General features: G+C 61.0%; 19 protein-coding genes and 1 tRNA gene. 15 read left to right on the forward strand and 5 right to left on the reverse strand.

Translation table 11 applies throughout. The annotated features are described in order from the left end of the window. Positions 1-33: 33 nt before the first annotated feature. The 4 genes from ACFQO4_RS02270 to ACFQO4_RS02285 all read left to right on the forward strand — a co-directional run bounded on the left by ACFQO4_RS02270 (position 34) and on the right by ACFQO4_RS02285 (position 2,944). Positions 34-1,170, forward strand: a complete 1,137-nt coding sequence (locus tag ACFQO4_RS02270) for a thiolase family protein (RefSeq protein WP_500259384.1) — start codon at positions 34-36, stop codon at positions 1,168-1,170. 171 nt (positions 1,171-1,341) lie between these two features. Beyond that, positions 1,342-1,677, forward strand: coding sequence for a DUF7344 domain-containing protein (locus tag ACFQO4_RS02275; RefSeq protein ID WP_500259385.1), 336 nt, complete (start codon positions 1,342-1,344; stop codon positions 1,675-1,677). Positions 1,678-1,759: 82 nt separating this feature from the next. Next, entirely contained in the window at positions 1,760-2,551 is a 792-nt protein-coding gene (locus ACFQO4_RS02280; RefSeq protein WP_500259386.1) for a TrmB family transcriptional regulator, read from the forward strand. Between the two features lie 66 nt (positions 2,552-2,617). Continuing rightward, a complete protein-coding gene (locus ACFQO4_RS02285) occupies positions 2,618-2,944 on the forward strand; it encodes a HalOD1 output domain-containing protein (RefSeq protein WP_500259387.1) in 327 nt (108 codons plus the stop codon). A gap of 75 nt (positions 2,945-3,019) precedes the next feature. On the opposite strand, the gene ACFQO4_RS02290 is transcribed toward ACFQO4_RS02285, so the two are convergent. Continuing rightward, the gene (locus tag ACFQO4_RS02290) at positions 3,020-3,841 is read right to left on the reverse strand and encodes a TrmB family transcriptional regulator (protein ID WP_500259388.1); all 822 of its coding nucleotides are present in this window, start codon (positions 3,839-3,841) and stop codon (positions 3,020-3,022) included. A gap of 544 nt (positions 3,842-4,385) precedes the next feature. On the opposite strand from ACFQO4_RS02290, the gene ACFQO4_RS02295 reads away from it, so the two are divergent. The 10 genes from ACFQO4_RS02295 (at position 4,386) to ACFQO4_RS02340 (ending at position 13,383) form a co-directional block, all read left to right on the forward strand. After that, positions 4,386-5,363, forward strand: coding sequence for an ROK family protein (locus tag ACFQO4_RS02295; RefSeq protein WP_500259389.1), 978 nt, complete (start codon positions 4,386-4,388; stop codon positions 5,361-5,363). A gap of 53 nt (positions 5,364-5,416) precedes the next feature. Then, positions 5,417-6,973 (forward strand): LVIVD repeat-containing protein, encoded by a 1,557-nt coding sequence (locus ACFQO4_RS02300; protein ID WP_500259390.1) that lies wholly within the window; start codon positions 5,417-5,419, stop codon positions 6,971-6,973. 38 nt (positions 6,974-7,011) lie between these two features. Then, positions 7,012-7,374: a NifU family protein gene (locus ACFQO4_RS02305; RefSeq protein WP_500259391.1), complete on the forward strand. Its 363-nt coding sequence runs from the start codon at positions 7,012-7,014 to the stop codon at positions 7,372-7,374. A 122-nt stretch (positions 7,375-7,496) separates the two neighbouring features. Continuing rightward, positions 7,497-8,108: an amino acid-binding protein gene (locus ACFQO4_RS02310; RefSeq protein WP_500259392.1), complete on the forward strand. Its 612-nt coding sequence runs from the start codon at positions 7,497-7,499 to the stop codon at positions 8,106-8,108. Beyond that, entirely contained in the window at positions 8,108-9,049 is a 942-nt protein-coding gene (locus ACFQO4_RS02315; protein ID WP_500259393.1) for a homoserine dehydrogenase, read from the forward strand. The genes ACFQO4_RS02310 and ACFQO4_RS02315 overlap by 1 nt, the downstream gene beginning before the upstream one ends. A 249-nt stretch (positions 9,050-9,298) precedes the next feature. Then, a complete protein-coding gene (gene tuf, locus ACFQO4_RS02320) occupies positions 9,299-10,564 on the forward strand; it encodes a translation elongation factor EF-1 subunit alpha (protein ID WP_500259394.1) in 1,266 nt (421 codons plus the stop codon). Beyond that, complete coding sequence (gene rpsJ / locus ACFQO4_RS02325) at positions 10,565-10,873, forward strand: 30S ribosomal protein S10 (protein ID WP_253434333.1); 309 nt, start codon at positions 10,565-10,567, stop codon at positions 10,871-10,873. A 211-nt stretch (positions 10,874-11,084) separates the two neighbouring features. Next, positions 11,085-11,714: a rhomboid family intramembrane serine protease gene (locus ACFQO4_RS02330; protein WP_500259395.1), complete on the forward strand. Its 630-nt coding sequence runs from the start codon at positions 11,085-11,087 to the stop codon at positions 11,712-11,714. A 93-nt stretch (positions 11,715-11,807) separates the two neighbouring features. Next, positions 11,808-11,879, forward strand: a tRNA-Ala gene (locus tag ACFQO4_RS02335). Positions 11,880-12,618: 739 nt separating this feature from the next. Beyond that, positions 12,619-13,383 (forward strand): Ig-like domain-containing protein, encoded by a 765-nt coding sequence (locus tag ACFQO4_RS02340; protein WP_500259396.1) that lies wholly within the window; start codon positions 12,619-12,621, stop codon positions 13,381-13,383. Between the two features lie 100 nt (positions 13,384-13,483). Here the strand turns inward: ACFQO4_RS02340 and ACFQO4_RS02345 are convergent, their stop codons facing one another. The 3 genes from ACFQO4_RS02345 to ACFQO4_RS02355 form a co-directional block, all read right to left on the reverse strand. Further along, entirely contained in the window at positions 13,484-13,747 is a 264-nt protein-coding gene (locus ACFQO4_RS02345) for a hypothetical protein (RefSeq protein WP_500259397.1), read from the reverse strand. 5 nt (positions 13,748-13,752) lie between these two features. Then, a complete protein-coding gene (locus ACFQO4_RS02350; protein ID WP_500259398.1) occupies positions 13,753-14,082 on the reverse strand; it encodes a hypothetical protein in 330 nt (109 codons plus the stop codon). Positions 14,083-14,437: 355 nt separating this feature from the next. Next, on the reverse strand, positions 14,438-14,668 hold the full coding sequence (locus tag ACFQO4_RS02355) for a DUF8106 domain-containing protein (protein ID WP_500259399.1): 231 nt from the start codon (positions 14,666-14,668) through the stop codon (positions 14,438-14,440). Positions 14,669-15,322: 654 nt separating this feature from the next. Between ACFQO4_RS02355 and ACFQO4_RS02360 the strand changes: the two genes are divergently transcribed. Continuing rightward, positions 15,323-18,232: an Eco57I restriction-modification methylase domain-containing protein gene (locus ACFQO4_RS02360; protein ID WP_500259400.1), complete on the forward strand. Its 2,910-nt coding sequence runs from the start codon at positions 15,323-15,325 to the stop codon at positions 18,230-18,232. A gap of 250 nt (positions 18,233-18,482) precedes the next feature. Here ACFQO4_RS02360 and ACFQO4_RS02365 read toward each other — a convergent pair whose 3' ends face one another. After that, complete coding sequence (locus ACFQO4_RS02365) at positions 18,483-19,046, reverse strand: DUF7344 domain-containing protein (protein WP_500259401.1); 564 nt, start codon at positions 19,044-19,046, stop codon at positions 18,483-18,485. Between the last annotated feature and the right edge of the window lie 416 nt (positions 19,047-19,462).

A 19,462-nucleotide genomic window follows, 5' to 3' on the forward strand; every position in this document is an offset into this window, starting at 1 on the left:
CCATTTAAGTTCGTGAGGGACGTGCGAGTCGGTATGACACAGACGCCAGTGATCGTCCAGGCTGTCCGGACCCCACAGGGGAAAGACGGCGGCGTGTTCGCCGACGTTCGCAGCGAGGATCTCTCCATTCCGCTGATCGACGAAATGCTCGCCGAAACCGGCCTCTCGGGCGAGGACGTCGACGACCTGATGTGGGGCTGTGCCCAGCAGCGCGACGAACAGGACAACAACATCGCCCGCGTCATCGCGCTCCTCTCGGAGCTCGGCGAGTCCGTGCCGGCGACGACGATCAACCGCTGGTGTGCCTCCTCGATGCAGGCGATCATCTCCGCCTCCGACGCCATCCGCGCCGGCCAGCGCGAGTGCATCATCGCCGGCGGCGTCGAGAACATGTCGAAGGTGTCGATGGGCGACAGCTACACGACGCTTCACCCCCAACTCGCCACCGAGTACAACGTCGGCGAACTTCAGATGGGAATGACTGCCGAGAAGGTCGCCGAGGTCTACGACGTCGACCGCGAGACCCAGGACGAGTACGCGCTCCAGAGCCACCAGCGCGCCCACGCGGCCACCGAAGAGGGCCGTTTCGAGGATCAGATCGTCCCCATCGAGACCGACGACGGCACCGTCACCGAAGACGAGGGTATCCGCCCCGACACCGACCTCGAGACGCTGGCGGGCCTCCCGACGGTCTTCAAAGGCGACGGAACCGTGACGCCCGGCAACGCCTCCCAGATATCCGACGGGGCGGCGGGCCTGATGGTCACGAGCGAGGCCTTCGCCGAGGAACACGACCTCGAGATTATGGCGTCAGTGGGCTCGAACAACGTCGCCGGCGTCGACCCCACCGTGATGGGCATCGGTCCGGTCCCGGCCACCCGTGGTTTGCTCGAGCGCACCGGCCGAGAGATCGAGGACTACGACCTGGTCGAACTCAACGAGGCGTTCGCGAGCCAGTGCGTCTACAGCCGCGACGAACTCGGCATCGACAACGAGCAGTTCAACGTCAACGGCGGCGCCATCGCGCTCGGCCACCCGCTCGGTGCCTCGGGCGCCCGACTGCCCGTCGCGCTGATCCACGAGTTGCTCGAGCGCGGCGGCGGCCGCGGGTTGGCGACGCTCTGCGTTGGATTTGGTCAAGGAGCGGCGATCGAACTCGAGGTCGAGTAACGAGTCTCTTCGGTCGGAAGGAATAGCTCTGGAGCCAACCTCTCTTTTCGAGAGTGCAGGTGTAGAACACCCTGCTCAATCGTGATCTGTCGGCACCTGGAGTGTGAGGATGCGAGTGAACTGTGGGGTTAATCCACGTGGCGACCGTCATAAGATTGAATTGGGAATACGATGAGTCAGACCACCTACAACATATCGACCGAAACGGCGCTACACCTCGTCGCCAACCAACGACGTCGATCGGTTCTCACGCAATTGATCGAAAGCGAGCAGAACGCCGTAGCGGTGGATCTGCTCGCCGAGGACCTGTCGCCGGAGAACCCTCCCCCAGACTCAGTTGAAACGATGAGTTCCGAACGACTTCTTCTCGATCTGTATCACAACCATCTCCCGAAACTGGAAGAAGCCGGCCTCGTCGAGTACGACGATCGAACGGAAACGGTTCGCTATCACCCGAACGACTGCATCGAAAAACTGCACCAGTTCGTCACCACTGAACTCGAGTAGTCTTCTCACAGCGTGACTCGAGGTCGGGCCGAGCGTGCCACCGTGAGGTAGGCTTTTTGCGCTCTCCATGGACGGACCAACTATGGTAACGTTCGACGAGGAGCAGGCTGAAGCCGAGGCACTCGATCGGTTACAGGAGCTTGGGTTGTCCCAGTACGAAGCCCAGACGCTCATCAACCTCCTGCAGCTCGGGACGGGTACTGCACAGGACATCACTCGTATCAACGGCGTTCCCCGAACGCGGGTGTACGAAGCGGCGGATCGGCTCCACGAACTGGGGTTCGTCGACATTCAGCACACGACGCCGCGAAAATTCACCGTAATCTCGAAGGAGACCATCGTCCGTACGCTCAACACCAAACGCGAAACCACGATTACCGAACTCAGGGAGTGTCTGGAGGAGATCGGCCCCGCCCAGCCACAGCGCGAGCAGTTCGGCGTCTGGACGGTCACCGGTCGAGAAGCAGTGTCCTCTCGCATCGACGAGTTCGTCGCCGAGGCAGACGAGCAGATCGTCTACATGACCGTCGACGAGTTACTCACCGATACCCATCTCGACGCGTTGCAGGCTGCTGCCGACCGAGGGGTCGATATCTATCTGGCGGGTATCTCGGAGGCAGTCGAAGATAGCGTTAGGGAGGAGGTGCCGTCGATCGAGCTGTTCGAAACCCTCTGGGAGTGGCAGGATACGCCCGCCGGGAGCCTGTTGATCACCGACGAAGAGACGGCGCTCGTCAGCGCGCTCGTGAACGGGGCCAGCGGCGCCGACGAGATCGAGGAGACGGCGATCTGGGGCGCTGGCGACCGCAACAGTCTCGTCGTCGTCCTGCGAGCCATCTTCACGTGGCGACTCGACGACACTCGATCGGCGTGACCCTGTCCAATCATTCACTCACATCATCACACCAGTTTAATGCTGTTTGGCCGTGTTGGACGAGCAATGGTCAGTAGTGATCGAGATGGGGATGCGCAGTCGTCAGAATCGGCTGCCGTTCGCCTCCGGAAGACGTACGACTGGTCGGCCACGGCGCCGAGTTTCGCCGTGATCGACGCCCTCGCGACCGTCGAGAGCGTCGACCCAGCCGAGTTGCTGACCGTGTTCGAGACGACGCTTTACGATCACGCCGACCCAGAAGCGCTCGATATTCTCGTCCGAGAGCGGAAATCGGAGTCGATCGCCGTCACGATTTCGATCGACCGCTACCAGGTCCGATTCGACGGTGACGAACTGATCGTCTCAGAATCGAACGATCCCTCATCGGTGTAAATTTTCACAACGGGTGATCGGGAATCGTTCCTGGATTGCGAACGAAAATCACTACCGACCACTGCACCCGTCTGTCTACCCGTTACCCGGATCGTTCGAAGGATCCAACCCTGCCGACACCAGTCGCCGCAATAGCACCACGATTCCGTTTTCGAGACCGCGCGCGAACACCGCCTGTTCTTTCGCCTTCTCGTCGTCGGAGTCTGGATAGTACGATCCGATCAGCAACGTCTCGCGGTCGACGAGCAGGATTCGACTGATAGCAACCTCGTGAGCGACCGCCGGCCCAGTGAGCCAGTCCAGGCCGGTTTCGAACGTGCGAATGTTGGGAAGCCCCGTCCCGAGTTGCGCAGTGATCGACTCCGTTTGCCCGCCGAGCAGTATCGAGAGTTCTCGTTCTCGGGCCGCCTCGAGGTGATCGAACAGCGTCTCCGACAGCAGTTCCTCGTCGACGACGAGCAGCGCGATTTCGGATTCTGCTTCGTCGATGAGGTCGAGCGTCCGTGACTCGATCGCCTCGTTTCCCATCAGCGACCACACTTCCTGGAGCTGGGTGTCCTCCTCCTCGAGTTTTCGTCGTTCGATAGATTGGAGAGACGTTTCGAGCGTCTCGATACGGGCGTCGTACTTCCGACGGAGCGTCCGCGTCGCCTCGTCAATTCCCACGGCTCGAAACCGCTGTGGGCTCGCGTGCTGTACTTCAACCAGCCCCTGTGACTCGAGCACACCGATTGCATCGTACACCCGCGTCCGAGGCACCTCGGAGATCTCGTGGATCTCTTTCGCCGTGCCGGTGGACAGTTGCGTGAGCGCCAGAAAACAGCGCGCTTCGTACTCCTTGAGTCCGAGTTCCTGTAGCAGACTAATCGCTTCCGAGATGCGTTCTTCCTGTGTCATGGCCCAACCACGAGTCCGGTTTTCCGAACGTGTGCGGTTGGCGGCGGTGACGGAAAAGGATTCGTGTCGTAGACTGCGTTCGAAACCGGAATCCGTTTCGACGAATCGAGCGGGGAGAAGCCGTTCACTCAGATAATCACACAAACTACTTGAGGACACACTCGCTATGGACAACTGGCGTGTCCCGTTATGGCCCAACCACTATGGGGCACGCCGATGTCGCTTTCTACCGACCCTTGCACTGAGTAGCGCGTCGTTCACCCGAGTGCTTTCGTGGCGGTCCGTGACGACTGAACACGGCACCAGTGAGTGATTCGACGGTGCCGGATTTTTCGTCTACCTGAAACAAACGAGGCCAATATCGCGATCGAAACCATACGTGACTTGCGCACGAACTTTCCTCCGACACGATGACGAATTTATCCTTCCACTAGATCGACCGTTCCTCTCGAGACGCGTGTTGACACGTGCATTGGGTGGTGTACTCGCTCTCGAGTAAGGATGTGTGTAGTTAAGTGTGGGGGCGTCGGTTGCACGGATAGGAATGGTCTACTACGCGGGTGTCGACCTCGGCGCGACCAACGTTCGAGCGATCGTCGGCGACGGCGAGGGTCGAACCGTCGGCTCGAGCAAGAATGGGACGCCTCGAGGCCCGACCGGGATCGACGTGACCGAAAAAGTTCTCGCGACGCTTCGGGAAGCCTGCGCGGACGCCGGGGTCGAACCGGCTCGAGTCGAGGCCGTCGGCATCGGCTCGATTGGCCCGTTCGACCTCGCCGAGGGGGCGGTGATCGACCCCGCGAACTTTCCGGACACGGTCGATCGAATTCCGTTGACGGGCCCGATTTCGGTGCTCGTCGACTCCGAGGAGGTCTACCTCCACAACGACACCAACGCGGGCGTCATCGGCGAGCGATTCCACTCCGACCGAAACCCCGACGACATGGTGTACGTCACGATCTCCTCGGGGATCGGCGCTGGAGTGTGCTGTGACGGGCGGATTATCTCCGGCTGGGACGGCAACGCGGGCGAGGTCGGCCACTGCGTCGTCGACCCCCGCGGCCGGTTGACCTGTGGCTGTGGCAAGGAGGGCCACTGGGAGGGGTACTGTTCGGGAAACAACATCCCCGAGTACGCCCGCCTGCTGGCCGAGGATGATCCCTCGATCGACACCAGCCTGCCCCTCGAGGACCCCGACTTCACGGCCAAGGACGTCTTCGATCTGGCCGGTGAGGACCAACTCGCCGACCACACGATCGAGCAGGTCGCCCACTGGAACGTGATCGGTCTCGCGAACATCGTTCACTCCTACGCACCCCTGGTCGTCTCCCTCGGCGGTGCCGTCGTCTTGCACAACGAGGACCTCGTGGTCGACCCAATTCGTGAACGGGTCCCCGAGATGGTGATGTCGAACGTCCCCGAGATCACCGTCACCGATCACGGTGACGACGTCGTCCTCGAAGGGGCGTTAGCGAGCGCGATGACCGAGGGAACCGGTGATCGTCGTCGAATGCGCGGGTAGCGGCGCCGGCGGCATCGAACAACGTTTTTATACTCGAGGTTCATGTTGAGATTATGCAACGACGAGCCCTCCTCAGAACGGTCGCTGGCGCCTGTGGCGTCGGCATCGGTCTCAGCCTCGGTCTTGGCGCCTCGAGCGGATCCGCCATCGCCTCGGCGGCACAGGAACCCTACGAACCCCTGGGATCGGTCCCCGTCGACGGGGCCTGCGAGGTCGTCGTCGGTGACGACCGGGAGACGGCCTACCTCGCGACGGTCGACGGCTTCGCTACCGTCGACGTGAGTGACCCGACCGATCCGCAGGTGCTAGCCGACAGACGAGGACTCCTCGATGACGTCCAGAACGAGGACCGCTCGTTCACCGAAATTCTCGACGTCGAGGTCAGCGGCGACCGGTTGATCGTCCCCGGGCCGGCAAATCCCGGCGGACCCAATGTCTTCCACGGGTTCTTCCAGTACGACGTGAGCGATCCCGCGAACCCGACGCTGATCGGCGAGCCCGTCGAGACAGGGTATCACCTCCACAACTGCTTTCTCGACGGTGATCGTCTCTACCTCCCCCGCAACGAGGTAGGGCAGAATCGGCGGCCGAACGCGGTCGAGATCTACGACCTGAGCGGGGACGGCCCCCAACGCCTCGGCGAGTGGTCGCTGCTCGATCACGAGCCGCGGTGGAACGACGTCACCAACCACTTCCTCTGGTACCTTCACGACGTAACTGTCCACGACGGTATCGCCGTCCTCCCCTTCTGGAACGCCGGCACCTACCTCGTCGACGTGAGCGATCCGAGCGAGCCAACGTACGTTTCGCACGTGTCGGACACGTCGCTCGAGGAGCAACTCGAGATCAGCGACGCCGAGATGATGGACTACTACACCGGACTCCCCGGCAACGACCACTACGGTGCGCTCGACGATACCGGGTCGATCCTCGCGGTGGGCCGGGAGGCCTGGGTGACCGACGCACCCGAGGCCGACCGACACGGCGGCATCGACCTCTACGACGTCAGCGACCTCGAGAACCCCGTCCACGCAGCGACCATCGACGCGCCGGAGACCCCGAACGGCGCCTACGAGGCCGGCCAGTGGACCACCTCGCACAACTTCGAACTTCACGATGGCCACCTCTACTCTTCGTGGTACCGGGGCGGCGTAAAGCTCCACGACCTCTCGACGCTCGAGGACCCCGAGGAGATCGCTGCCTGGCGGGACCCGTCCGTTGCCGCCTTCTGGACGGCGCGGGTGCTCGAACCGACGGAGACGTTCGTCGCCAGCAGTACGTCGATCCTCCCCAACGCCGAAACCGAGGGCGCGCTGTACGTCTTCGCGAGCGAGGCCGGCGAACAGGCCGATCCGCCGTCTTTCGAGGACGACACGGGCGAGCCCAGTGAAGATGCCGACGGAAACGAAACCGACACAGGCAACGACGAAAACGAAAACGAAAGCGACAGGGGCGACGACGAGAACGGAAGCGACGCCGATGACGACGAGACGGCCGACGCAGACGCCGGGGCTGAGGAGTCCGATTCGATCCCCGGATTCACCGCCGCGGGCGCAGCGAGCGTCGTCGGCGGGACGCTCGCGCTCGAGGCCTGGCGTCGTCGCCGGTAAACCAAACCCTTTCGGCGGTCGGCTTCCTAGAACGCCCAATGACCGACGCCGACGACGAGCCACTGAAAGTGCGCGTCGAGCAGTGGCTCACCCGCGAGATGCCGATCATCAAAATGCACGGCGGGACGAGCGCCGTCCGCGAGGCCGATCCGGAGACCGGCGAGGTGATCATCGAGCTCGGCGGTGGCTGTACCGGCTGTGAGGTCGCCGACATCACGACCAGCAACATCGAGGCCGAGTTGTTGACCTGGCCCGAGATCACCGACATCACCGTCCGGGTTCCCGACCCGCGCGAGAGTCTCGGTGGACCCGACCAGGCCGAGTCGATTATGGGCATCGACCGAACCGAAGGCGGACGCGGCGACTGGGGGTCCTCGAACCCAGGGAAAGACCACTTTTGAAGCCTGACCGTGGCACCTGCTGACACCGCCGGTCAGTTTTGGCGGCGCCTATACGCTTTTTTATGCCCGTTACGCAGATGGAGCCATGACGACGCGTGGACGACCGTCGGGAGGGATCGTCGATGAGTGACGAGTACGCTTCCGGGTCGTCGACAACAGCGACTGCGGCCGACGACGACGCTGGGGCCGACGGCGAAGGTGACTCACCAGAAACCGACGGCGGCCGGCAGGCCTACACCGTCCGCCTCGAGCTGGTCGACGAACCAGGCGAACTCCTCCGGGCGCTGGCACCGATCAGCGAAAACGGTGGCAACCTCCTGAGCATCCACCACGAGCGCGGAAACATCACCCCGCGAGGTCACATCCCCGTCGAGGTCGACCTCGAGTGCGTCCCGGCCCGGTTCGACGACGTCGTCGACGGGCTACGCGAGGCCGGCATCAACGTCATCCAGGCCGGTCCCGAGCGCTACGGCGAGGAACTGACCGTGGTACTCGTCGGCCACCTCGTCGAGACCGACCTCTCGGATTCGCTCTCGCGGATCGAAGGCGACGCTCACGCCGGCGTCCTCGACCTCTCGTTGAACGCTCCCGACGGAACCGACGCGGTCTCGAGCGCGCGACTTCGCCTCGCGGTGGACACGGGTCGACGCGAGACCGTCCTGGAGGCCCTCCGTTCACTCGCCGACGAGAAGGGGCTCAGCCTGATCGAGCCGCTGTCGGGAGGTGAGATCTGATGCGCCTCGCGATTCTCGGCGCCGGGGCTGTCGGCGGTTCGGTCGCGGAACTCGCCGGCGAGTACGGCCACGAGGTCGTCGCCCTGGCGAACTCGAGTCAGGCCGCCGTCGCCGACGACGAGGAACTCGACGTCGAGTCGGCACTCGAGCGAGCGGCGAGCGACGAACCCCTCGGCTCGAGCGACCCAGATCAGGTCTTCGAGACCGACTACGACGTCCTGGTCGAGGCGACCCCAACGACCCTCGGTGAGGCCGAACCCGGCTTCTCCCACGTCGAGCGAGCGCTGGCCGACGACAGACACGTCGTCCTCGCGAACAAGGGCCCCGTCGCCGAGCGCTACGAGGACGTTCGCGCGCTCGAGCGAAAGAGCGCTGGGTCGGTCCGGTTCGAGGCCGCCGTCGGCGGCGCGATTCCAGTGCTCTCGACCATCGAGGACTGCACGCCCCAGGCCGTCACCGCCGTTCGCGGCGTGCTCAACGGCACGGCGAACTTCATCCTGACGCGAATGGCCACGGAGGGCCTCGAGTACGAGCACGTCCTCGCGGAGGCTCAGGACCTGGGCGTGGCGGAGGCTGACCCGACGTTCGACGTCGACGGCACCGACGCCACGCTCAAGTGCGTCATCCTGGCGAACGTCCTCGCCGACGGCGGGTTCTCCCTCGAAGACGCCGACCTGACCGGCATCCAGGACGTTCCGCCGAGCGCGCTCGAACTCGCGGCCGAGGACGGCCGAACGATCCGCCTGGTCGGAGAGGCGACCCGTGAGGGGGTGCGCGTCGGCCCGCGACTCGTCCCCGAAAACGGTGCGATGGCCGTCTCCGGCACGCGAAACATCGTTCAGATTCAGACGCGCCACGCGGGCGACCTCTACTCGAGCGGCCGCGGCGCAGGCGGACCGGAGACGGCGACGGCGGTGCTCTCGGACGTGGGGAGACTCTGAGAGAAGGCGGGGTGACTCTGAGGGGGCGAGAACACCTCAGAGTACGTGTGCCGTCGCTCCGTGGTTCGTCACAGTAGCGTGGGACTCGAGTGAGCGACCGTCCGATCAGCAACGAACACCGTCAGGGCGTGCGCACTACTCACAAACCGCAAGCAAGCGGCGGGGTGTCACGAATACGCTTTCGAAATGGTTTTAACCGCATCGGCCAAAAGAGACCGATATAAGCGCCTTTGCGCGTGAGCTACAACAATGAGCGACAAACCGCACCAGAACCTGGCCATCATCGGCCACGTCGACCACGGAAAGAGTACGCTGGTCGGACGCCTCCTGTTCGAGACGGGAAGCGTACCCGAGCACGTCATCGAGCAGCACCGACAGGAAGCCGAAGAGAAGGGCAAGGGCGGCTTCGAGTTCGCCTACGTCATGGACAATCTCGCCGAGGAGCGAGAGCGTGGTGTCACCATCGACATCGCCCACCAGGAGTTCGACACGGACAAGTACTACTTCACCATCGTCGACTGTCCTGGTCACCGTGACTTCGTCAAGAACATGATCACGGGCGCCTCCCAGGCCGACAACGCCGTCCTCGTCGTCGCCGCCGACGACGGTGTCGCGCCCCAGACCCAGGAGCACGTCTTCCTGGCCCGCACGCTCGGTATCAACGAGCTCATCATCGGCATCAACAAGATGGACGTCGTCGACTACTCCGAAGACTCCTACAAGGAAGTCGTCGACGAGGTCAACAAGCTCCTCAACCAGGTCCAGTTCCAGGTCTCGGACGACTCATTCATCCCGATCTCGGCATTCGAGGGCGACAACATCGCCGAGTCCTCCGACAACACCCCCTGGTACGACGGCCGTACCCTCCTCGAGTCCCTCAACGACCTGCCCGAGGCCGACGAGGCGTCGGACGCACCGCTGCGCCTCCCCATCCAGGACGTTTACACCATCTCCGGTATCGGGACCGTCCCCGTCGGACGCCTCGAGACCGGGACGATGAACGTCGGCGACAACGTCTCCTTCCAGCCCAGCGACGTGGGCGGCGAAGTGAAGACGATCGAGATGCACCACGAGGAAGTGCCCCAGGCCGGACCCGGTGACAACGTCGGATTCAACGTCCGCGGCATCGGCAAGGACGACATCCGCCGCGGTGACGTCTGTGGCCCTGCCGACGACCCGCCGACGGTCGCCGAAACCTTCCAGGCGCAGATCATCGTCATGCAGCACCCCAGCGTGATCACCGCGGGTTACACCCCGGTCTTCCACGCACACACCAGCCAGGTCGCCTGTACGATCGAGTCCATCGACAAGAAGATGGACCCCTCGAGCGGCGAGGTCAGCGAGGAGAACCCCGACTTCATCCAGTCGGGCGACGCCGCGGTCGTCACGATCCGACCGCAGAAGCCCCTCAGCATCGAGCCGGCAAGCGAGATCCCCGAACTCGGGAGCTTCGCCATCCGCGACATGGGTCAGACCATCGCCGCCGGCAAGGTCCTGAGCGTCAACGAGAAATAAATGCAGCAAGCACGCGTTCGACTCGCGGGCACCAACCCGAACGATCTGGACAACATCTGTGCAGACGTCCGCGAGATTGCGAACAACACCGGCGTCAACCTCAGCGGGCCGATCCCGCTGCCAACGAAGACGCTCGAGGTGCCAACGCGAAAGTCGCCTGACGGCGAAGGCACCGCTACGTGGGAGCACTGGGAGATGCGCGTCCACAAGCGCCTGATCGATCTGGACGCCGACGAACGCGCACTCCGACAGCTCATGCGCATCCAGGTGCCGAACGACGTCTCGATCGAGATCGTCCTCGAGGACTGAGGCGGTTTCTCGAGATTCGAGTCTCGAGTCACAAGATTCGTTTTCACTCGTTTTCGTCACTCGAGCGACTGCACTGTAAGCTGCACACTGCACACTGTACACTGTATACTGAGAGCCCACGGCTCGAAACTCGAAGCGAACTCGAGTCGTTACGCAACCCCGCCGCACATTCGCGGTACATACTTTTGTGTCCGATCGACGAACAGCCGATATGGCGTCTGACTCCGCGAGCCCGATCCTCGAGACGCTCGGTCTGTTCGCGATCGTGTTCGTCCTGCAGGGGATCGCAGCGATGTTCAGCCTCGGTCTGATGGCTGGCCTCTTCGTCCTCGCACCGCCGCTCGAGACCAATCCGTGGACGATTATCACGAGCGTCTACGCCCACGGCGGCGTGGGTCACCTCGTCTCGAACAGCATCGGGCTGATCGTCTTCGGCTGGCCGATCGCTCGTGCTACGACCCGGCTTCGCTTTCACACGTTCTTCGTGGTGACCGGTGCGATCGCCGGCGTCTCACAGATTCTCGTGACGGGGGCAGTCGCCTCGTTCATCGGTGGCTCGACGGCAGGCGTCCTCGGGGCCAGCGGCGCCGTCTTCGCGCTCATGGGCTACCTGATCGCCGGCAATCGCGTCTCCGACAGCGTGGCCGCCCGCGTCGAGGTTCCGCTCTGGGCGACGCTACTGGCGTTCGTCGTCCTCTCGGCCGTTATCACGGTCGCCACCGGCGCGCCGGGCGTCGCGCTGGTCGCCCACTTCACCGGCTTTCTGGTGGGGCTCGTGGCCGGTCGCCTGGGCGTTCTCGAGGTCTCGAGGGCCGCCGAGCGAACTCGAGCGACGGCGTGAGAGCCACGGCCAGGACTGAGGTGTGCGAGATTGGCTGACGCACCCACCCCGAAACACAAGCTACAAGTACGAACCGCGGATAGAACTCCTCGAGGGCTCGTAGATCAGTGGCAGATCGCTTCCTTCGCAAGGAAGAGGCCCCGGGTTCAAATCCCGGCGAGTCCATCACATTGTTGTCACGTTTCGAAGTGTCCCGTTAGTCGTATTGTTAGCGGCTGACTCGGAATTCTGCACTAAACCAGCACACGGAATTTTCGCTGTTCTGAGGCGAGTGATGGCGGCCGCGGGTTTCGCACGTCTCGCTCGACGTTCTCTACCAGCACTACGACGCGAGACCGAGCGAGAGAAGATGACGGTTCGTCGTCAGGAGCTACCGAACTAATCCAAACCATGATCCAGAAAATCACCAAAACCCTACGACTCGAACGGAATATTCGTTCCCGGCGAGTCCATACGCGCTACGCGCGTTCGGTAATCGCAATACGGCGTGACTTCTTTAAATTACTATCCGACCGTTTAGCGGCGTGTTCGCTCCGTCGTACGGCACCGATTGCCGGCAGTGTGTTCGTGGTTTAGCCTCACTACCCCGACGACGCACCTGGGTTTTCTGAAGTGATCGTGTTTCCTCGAGAAGGACCGACCGATCTGGTATTCCTCTCCCTAGGCATGGGAGCGGTCGGTTCTCCCCTGCATAACAAGTCAACACCTGGTCGTACTCGAGAACGCCACACCACGAGGGATTACGACGTGAGACGCTCGTGTATCCGTTGAGCCTCGTAGTATTCAACCCGACGATATGAACGTCGGTACAACAGAGGTTATCCAGGGAGCACATTGCTCACTCTATGTGCGTATTAATCGGTTTTCAGTTAATGTTATAACTAATTCTAAACTATCATTACATATGGATCGTCGAACACTGCTCGGTTATGTTGGGGCAACGGTTCTTGTGTCTGGTGGCGGGTGTTTGGGAGATCTGGGCAGTGGAGAGGGTCAAAACGGTCTCAAAGAGAAGGATTTTCCAGAGAAGCCAGATCCGGTTACGAAAGGTACCGCTACCAGGTTCGTCACGGAATATGAGGAAGTCTGGATGCACAATGATATGCTTTCGGCGAACACGACAAAGATTAGCATTGGGTGCCCCGCCGCAGCAGACGTAGAGGCTGATGGTGGATATTATCTCATCACTATCTGTCGTGGCAGCCAAACAATCGATCGAGACGGAAGTGAAGCCGTTGGTCATCTCGGCCCGAAACCGAAGTTCTATTTTGTCTCAGATAACTCCGTACAGCGCATCGATACCAAGCATAGGAAATCAGAGCCGGCTCCGGAAACGTATGGAAACGGGACAGGCGGTCGTGAAGTACAGGGATTTCGGTTGGTGAACTTTGACGAGACGAGTCACGAAGTCACCGTAACCGTGACCCACCGCAAAGAGAACGAAACCATTTTTGAAAGAACGTACAATCTCGATTCCGAATCGTTACTTACACAGTCGGGATTGACGGCAGTGGAAGGAATCTATGATCTTACTGTCCAACTCAAAACGGGCGAATCAGCGGCGTATGAGTGGGTTATAGACGATATTAAGCCACCATTTGGCGTGAATATTTACATCGCACGTAGTGGCGCTATTCATTTCGATAGGAATACCGATCCAGGATTGTGACCTAACTCGGTGCGATGTCTGTGTCGCCCGTACTGATCATTATGGAATCCAGCCGGTCATCGTTAGGAGTTCAGCAAAGACGGTGTTCCGATCAGGTGAACTAACGCTGGCTCTCCTGATCTGCCTCTTTGAGCGCCTTCCACTCCTCTATGTCTTCGTCCGTGATCGGATGGGACAGCGGGCCACCTGGGGGCGCGAGGGCAACGTAGAGCAAGTACCCGAGTAGACCGAACACGAGCACGAGGAGGAACCACGTAAACGGATCGCGGTCAGGGTGCTCGGAGTTAGCCTGTTTCAGGTAGACGGCTGTCGCAACGGCCACGTTGACGACCACTAACAGGAGGGCCAACTGAATCAGATTCATGGGCGTCAGTCCTCTTGGTTCACTTTCGCGTCCTGGTAGCAGGGCCAGCACGGAAGATCGGACAGGACCGCACACTCCGGGCACTCCTCGAGATCGTCGGCCTTGCCATCGTCGAGAACGCCGCCGTCCGCCACCACGTCCGCCTCATTGGTTACAGATTCTCGAGCGTCACTTGTCGGCGCGGGATTCTCGTAGGTGATCGCCGCGTTGAGAACGGTCGGTCCGCCAACGATGGCGACACAAATTTTGTGCTTGCAGTCCTGCTCACGGTGTATGTCAGCAGGCCACTCACATTCGGCGGGCACAACGACGCCCTCACGCTCCTCAACACTCACCACATACGCATGGTCTTCTTTGAGGAAGCCGTAGGAGGGTGGTATCTAGAAGAGGCCCCATCAACGACGAACGAGACCTCATCGTGACGCCCTGTCGAGTACCCATCCATCTCTGCACGTGGTGTGCAGGCCGGAAAACGGCGACGTGAGATGAACGGTCGAGTTGCCGAGGACCGGTAATTCACCACACTATTGCGCCGAGTTAGTCTAATCCAGTCGGATAGGGGGACGTGGGTGTCGGTGAGATGGTCCGAGGATCATCACGATAGAGTGAACTGGCACGAGCGAGCCCGACCACTCGACGAACGGTTCTGGCCGACACCAAACAGCCGTCTGAAAACGGCACGTCGACGACTCAGTCGCCTGGACGGTAGCAAAGGCCACCCTCGCTCTCCGGGACCGGATCGGCGCTGGACGGACGAGAGGTGATCGTCGTTCCACACGCCGGGCACTCGATGTCGGTGGTATCGTCGTGCACTCGGCGGATCCAGTTCGCTTCGAGGGGGCTTTCGTGACCGCACGCGAAACAGATGAGCATCGACTTTCGAGGCCTCGATTGGTCGGGGGGTTCAGCGGAGGGGGACATACTCGACTGTAGCGGCTGGAGACGGATAACGGTGCTTGCCCACGACGATCCACAGGGACGAGCCGTCGGAGACGCCGAGAGCGACGGTGGGAGTCCAGGCCAAAAGTGATACCGTTCTCGCTCAATTTGGAGTGGTCCACTCGTGGCCACAGTGGGCGCGTTCGATGGTAACCAATCCTCCGTCTCCGAGTAGTGCGCTCCGATTCACCTCGTCACAGTTCGGACAACGGGTGCTGTTCACTGTAATCGTATTAGTAGACTATGTTCAAAACGGATACTCCCAAGCGTTTGGGTATGAGTATCTCCGTGACAATTACTGACCTAAATCCGGACCGTGGGAGTCGAATCGGGAGTGGAAACACCAATCCAGGAACCGATAGAACGCCAGCGGTTACGGAGGGTCCCTCTCGTCGCGCACCTCCTCGGCTCTCTGGGTTTCCTAGTCCGCAGGTCGTCGTATCCCCGCCCGGAAACCCACCGGAAGGCCACTGTGATCCGATAGCGGTGCCAACCACGAGCGGGACGAACCCGAGTCTCACATCACGGACCATCGGACGTTCTCGAGCACTCGCCAGTGTCGTCTTCGTTCGCCGAGCCGTACTCGAGTAACCCGTTGATCAACAGAATCAATACGTCTCCCTCTGAGTCCAGAGTATGCCGGGTACTCCATCCGAATCGGAGTTACACCGTATTCTCTGTACTCGATTGCGTGACTGTGTCCACCGGGAACGAACGCCGTTCGATTCCGTTCGCATCGAGGAGGCAGGCGAGCGGGGACTGGGGAACATCGTCGTCGAATCTGAAGTCACCGAGAGCCTGGTCATCGCAGTCGAGCGCGATTGCGTCTATCCCCTCGACACCGACGTAATGACGCAGGCTCGAGACACCGCAGATGCGGCCGACGTCGAGCACTTCGCGACGTGCAACTCCCGTGACTTCTTCCTGTTTCACGACACCGATCAGTGTGGAATTTCGGAGATTCCCTACTACTACCTCGATTTCCGTGACGTCGACTTCGACGGTCCGTCGGCAAACGACCGGCTCTCGACGATTCTCTACGCGGTTCAGTTCCTCACGATCCACGGTGAACTTCCCGAACAAAGCGCGCGCGACCGAATCGTCGGTCCACTTCACTCGTTTCACGACGCGATCTGGCCGACGTTTCGAACCCTCGCTCGAGAAACGTACGATATCGACCCCGATTTCGTCGAGACGTTCGACGAGTGGGTTCGGGAGAACGACTACGCCTCACTCGAAGAGTCCGAACGGTTCTCCCTCGCCGCCAAACAGTACGCGTACCTGGTCGCCAGTTACGTCCTGTTCGCCGAAGTCGTTCGAGAACAGCGGTCCGAACCAGGAGAGACGAGCGGATGTCCGCTCGAGTCCCTCGTCGAAGGCGCCTCGGCGGCCGATAGTCCACCCCGAATCGGGCAGCAGGCCGAAGCGATTCGGGCGGAAATTGACTTCGAACTCCCGTTCGACGACGATCCGTCGTTGTTCACCGCGTACCCACACAATTCGAAAACGCGGTCGGCCGTTCGTGCACTGCTCGTTCGCATCGACGTAAAGACTCTCTCTACCGTCGACGAGGACCTATTGGGAGAACTGTACGAGGACCTGATCACAGAACGCGATCGAACGTCACTCGGCCAGTTTTACACCCATCCAGATATCGCCGAAGCGATCTGTACCTGGGCGCTGCAACCCCAGGAGCAGGGAGCTGGCGTCCCTCGAGTCCTCGATCCGGCGTCCGGAAGCGGTACGTTCCCGGTAAAAGCGTACCACCGAATGCAGGAGCTATCGCCAACCGCAACACACCAGGAGATCCTCGACAACATCACCGCAATCGACGTCAACCGATTCCCGGTTCACCTCACGGCGCTCAATCTCGCGTCACGAACCGTCCAGGAGCGAACCAGTCGGTTGCACACGGTCAACGATTCCTTCTTCACTGTGTCTCCCAGGGACAGTCGGCTATCGCGGGGAGGGGGAGTGAGAGACGAGACGAATAAATACGACGCAGTAGTCGCTAACCCGCCCTACATCCGCCAGGAGAACCTGTGTCCCGACAGGGACCACTTCCGTTCTCACCTGGAGAAGTACGGCGCGGAGAACTCGAGTCGATACGCGAACGGGCGGAACAAACTTTCGACCAGGTCCGACGCGTACGTCTACTTCGTCTCACACGCGTTGCAGTTCCTCCGAGACGGGGGGCGTCTTGGATTCATCGTCCCCACGAAGTGGCTGACGACGAAATACGGTGAGTCCTTCCAGGAGTTCCTGTACGATCAGGTGAAAGTCCACGCTATCGTCGGGTTTTCCGACAGGGCGTTCACCCCTCTCGTCGATACGGTGGTGTTGTTCGCCGAACGATGTACCGACGAAACGGAGCGTCGGGAGACGGTCACGGACTTCATCCGGGTGAAAGAGCGACTGTCGCCTGCGGAACTCTCGTCGATTGTTGACGCTCGACGGTCGGTCCCCGACGGGAAGGTGTTTGGAATCGAGACGAGCGATGCGTATCGAGTCGTCAGTCTCTCCCAGAACCGCCTGGAGAGACAGGGTGGACGAAAGCTCGGCCACTACCTGTACGGCCCGAGCTCGTTCATTTCGCTCGTCCACAGTGACAAGATGCGGCGGCTGGATACGTATGCAGACGTGGCGTTCGGCAACAAGACGGGAAATAACGACTTTTTCTTGCTCGACGAGCAGGACGTCACGCAGTGGGGGATCGACGAGCGATTCCTGCAGCCAGCGATTCGATCGATTCGAGCGCTGGAGTCGTATCGCGTGGCGGATACGGATCAGTACCTTCTCGATTTCGGAGCATACGTCGATACTGTCGAGGCACGTCAGGACGGATTGGGTTCGACGACCGACCTGGCAGAAGCAGTAACGAACGAGTTACGCGCCGACGGGTACGAGTCGACGGTCAGCTACCTCGAGTACGGAGAAGAGCAGGGAGTCCCTGATGGACGAACCGTGTCTCAACGTACGCCCTGGTTCAACCTGGGAAACCTGCTCGTCCCGGACGTCTTACATCCGGTGTTCTACAACGAACGGGTGTTCACGGTCGATAACGCCGGTGGATATGCGCCGACGAATGCGATCCAGTGCGTCGATATCGCCGAGTACGACGACGTACTCCCGGCTATTCTCCACTCGACGGTGTACAAGGTGCTGCTCGAACTGTGGGGCCGTCACGAGGGCGGAGGAGCACTTCAGTTGCTCACGTACGAAGTGTCGTCGGTTCCGGTTCCCAGCCCGGAATTGATGTCCGAGTCACAACGTGAGCGGATTGTGGCGGCCGGGGAGAAACTGGTGGGGGGTGTCGACGGTGCACAGGGCGACCTCGACCGGGTGCTCCTCGAGTTTCTGGATCCAGAACTGGACCTATCCGTCGAGGAACTACAGGTCATCCACAGCAGACTGGTGGAGCAACGAGTAGACGGAGCAGCAACGGAGAACGTCCTGGTCGAGGATGCCGACGAGTTCGAGTTGACCTCCTCGATACCCAACTACGACCCAGACGAGGAAACGGACGCGAGTGTGGACGATTTTTGAACGAAGCGAGGAGCCGTTCGCGGTGTTCTCGCCACCCCCGTTACCGGAGCCTCGATGAGGACACGGTCTCGAGACTACCGTCATCGACCGCCAGCAGGAGTCTCGCTCGTTCGCGCTCGATGAATCGACGGTCTGCTGCTTCGTCTCGAGGCTCGGTATTTGAGAGGTCACCGACGGGCACACCGGAACTCGAGTCGAGGTCACTGTACAATTTTCACCGCTCTCGAACAGGAGGACGAGTACAGCTCGACTACCGACGCGTGTCGTCGAAGGTGAGCGTGAAATCCGGCGCAATCGACGTCGTCGATCGCCGAGCGGATCGATACGCGGCGAAACTCGAGACGACCACGACCGCGAGCAGGGTGATTCCCACGAGCCCACTGATCGCGGTCGGGAAGAGCAGGTCTCCCCAGAGACTTACCGACGCGGCTGCGACTGAGATCCCGACGATCGTGGCCGCCGACTGCCAGTCGAGTGGGGACGGATCCGTCCGAAATTCGATCGTGACGCGTTTCGTCCGGTCCGTCGGCGAGACGATCTTTCGTTGCCGATCGAACGAGACGAGGTCTCGCTCTTCGAGCAACGGGAGGTGGGACTGATAGAGCGAGCTATAGACCGATTTGACGGTTCGTCTGTCGAGTTGATCGGGTTCGCACCCGGATTCCCAACTCGCGACGCGTTCGACGAGGTCGAAAAGGTCCACCGGACCGTCTCGCTCTGACAGGCAATACAGGACGTATCGTCGCCGGAGATTCCTCGTCATCTCTCGAATGTCTTCCGAGAGGTCCTCGAGCAGTTGACTATTCCCGTTCATACGTACAGCATTCACTCGACTCCATCGACCACTGCTCTCTTAAAGGGAGAACCTCGTTATGGGTTGACAATTAGAGTTATATCGTCCGTAAACCGTCACATGTTGGAGTTTCCGGCCGCGGTTACTCGTCATCGTACGTGTGTGTCGTCGATACGTGCCATTTCACCGCCGGAATAGTCCCATCGGCCACACATCAATAGCGATTCACGTACGCCAGACGCGAGGGTGTCGAGACGTATCGGGATCGAGTCGACCACCGGGAGATACCGAAATAGTTCATCGAAAGGCCACATTATGTTTCCGCAATCGAGGATCGCAGAATCAGCGGTACATCACACAGACGCATTCTCGAGCGACGATTCCGATAGCCGGTCCGTAACCCCCTTTTAACTCCGCGATTTCGAATTTCGCGGGTC

The organism is Saliphagus sp. GCM10025334 (genome assembly GCF_042663485.1).
In the GTDB taxonomy this organism is placed as follows: Archaea; Halobacteriota; Halobacteria; order Halobacteriales; family Natrialbaceae; genus Natronosalvus.

What these genes read in the sequence shown, in the direction of transcription:
- ACFQO4_RS02270 (WP_500259384.1), top strand. Translation starts at nt 34, where the DNA reads ATGACACAGACGCCAGTGATCGTCCAGGCTGTCCGGACCCCACAGGGG.
- ACFQO4_RS02275 (WP_500259385.1), top strand. Translation starts at nt 1,342, where the DNA reads ATGAGTCAGACCACCTACAACATATCGACCGAAACGGCGCTACACCTC.
- ACFQO4_RS02280 (WP_500259386.1), top strand. Translation starts at nt 1,760, where the DNA reads ATGGTAACGTTCGACGAGGAGCAGGCTGAAGCCGAGGCACTCGATCGG.
- ACFQO4_RS02285 (WP_500259387.1), top strand. Translation starts at nt 2,618, where the DNA reads ATGGTCAGTAGTGATCGAGATGGGGATGCGCAGTCGTCAGAATCGGCT.
- ACFQO4_RS02290 (WP_500259388.1), bottom strand. Translation starts at nt 3,841, where the DNA reads ATGACACAGGAAGAACGCATCTCGGAAGCGATTAGTCTGCTACAGGAA.
- ACFQO4_RS02295 (WP_500259389.1), top strand. Translation starts at nt 4,386, where the DNA reads ATGGTCTACTACGCGGGTGTCGACCTCGGCGCGACCAACGTTCGAGCG.
- ACFQO4_RS02300 (WP_500259390.1), top strand. Translation starts at nt 5,417, where the DNA reads ATGCAACGACGAGCCCTCCTCAGAACGGTCGCTGGCGCCTGTGGCGTC.
- ACFQO4_RS02305 (WP_500259391.1), top strand. Translation starts at nt 7,012, where the DNA reads ATGACCGACGCCGACGACGAGCCACTGAAAGTGCGCGTCGAGCAGTGG.
- ACFQO4_RS02310 (WP_500259392.1), top strand. Translation starts at nt 7,497, where the DNA reads ATGAGTGACGAGTACGCTTCCGGGTCGTCGACAACAGCGACTGCGGCC.
- ACFQO4_RS02315 (WP_500259393.1), top strand. Translation starts at nt 8,108, where the DNA reads ATGCGCCTCGCGATTCTCGGCGCCGGGGCTGTCGGCGGTTCGGTCGCG.
- tuf (WP_500259394.1), top strand. Translation starts at nt 9,299, where the DNA reads ATGAGCGACAAACCGCACCAGAACCTGGCCATCATCGGCCACGTCGAC.
- rpsJ (WP_253434333.1), top strand. Translation starts at nt 10,565, where the DNA reads ATGCAGCAAGCACGCGTTCGACTCGCGGGCACCAACCCGAACGATCTG.
- ACFQO4_RS02330 (WP_500259395.1), top strand. Translation starts at nt 11,085, where the DNA reads ATGGCGTCTGACTCCGCGAGCCCGATCCTCGAGACGCTCGGTCTGTTC.
- ACFQO4_RS02340 (WP_500259396.1), top strand. Translation starts at nt 12,619, where the DNA reads ATGGATCGTCGAACACTGCTCGGTTATGTTGGGGCAACGGTTCTTGTG.
- ACFQO4_RS02345 (WP_500259397.1), bottom strand. Translation starts at nt 13,747, where the DNA reads ATGAATCTGATTCAGTTGGCCCTCCTGTTAGTGGTCGTCAACGTGGCC.
- ACFQO4_RS02355 (WP_500259399.1), bottom strand. Translation starts at nt 14,668, where the DNA reads ATGTCCCCCTCCGCTGAACCCCCCGACCAATCGAGGCCTCGAAAGTCG.
- ACFQO4_RS02360 (WP_500259400.1), top strand. Translation starts at nt 15,323, where the DNA reads ATGCCGGGTACTCCATCCGAATCGGAGTTACACCGTATTCTCTGTACT.
- ACFQO4_RS02365 (WP_500259401.1), bottom strand. Translation starts at nt 19,046, where the DNA reads ATGAACGGGAATAGTCAACTGCTCGAGGACCTCTCGGAAGACATTCGA.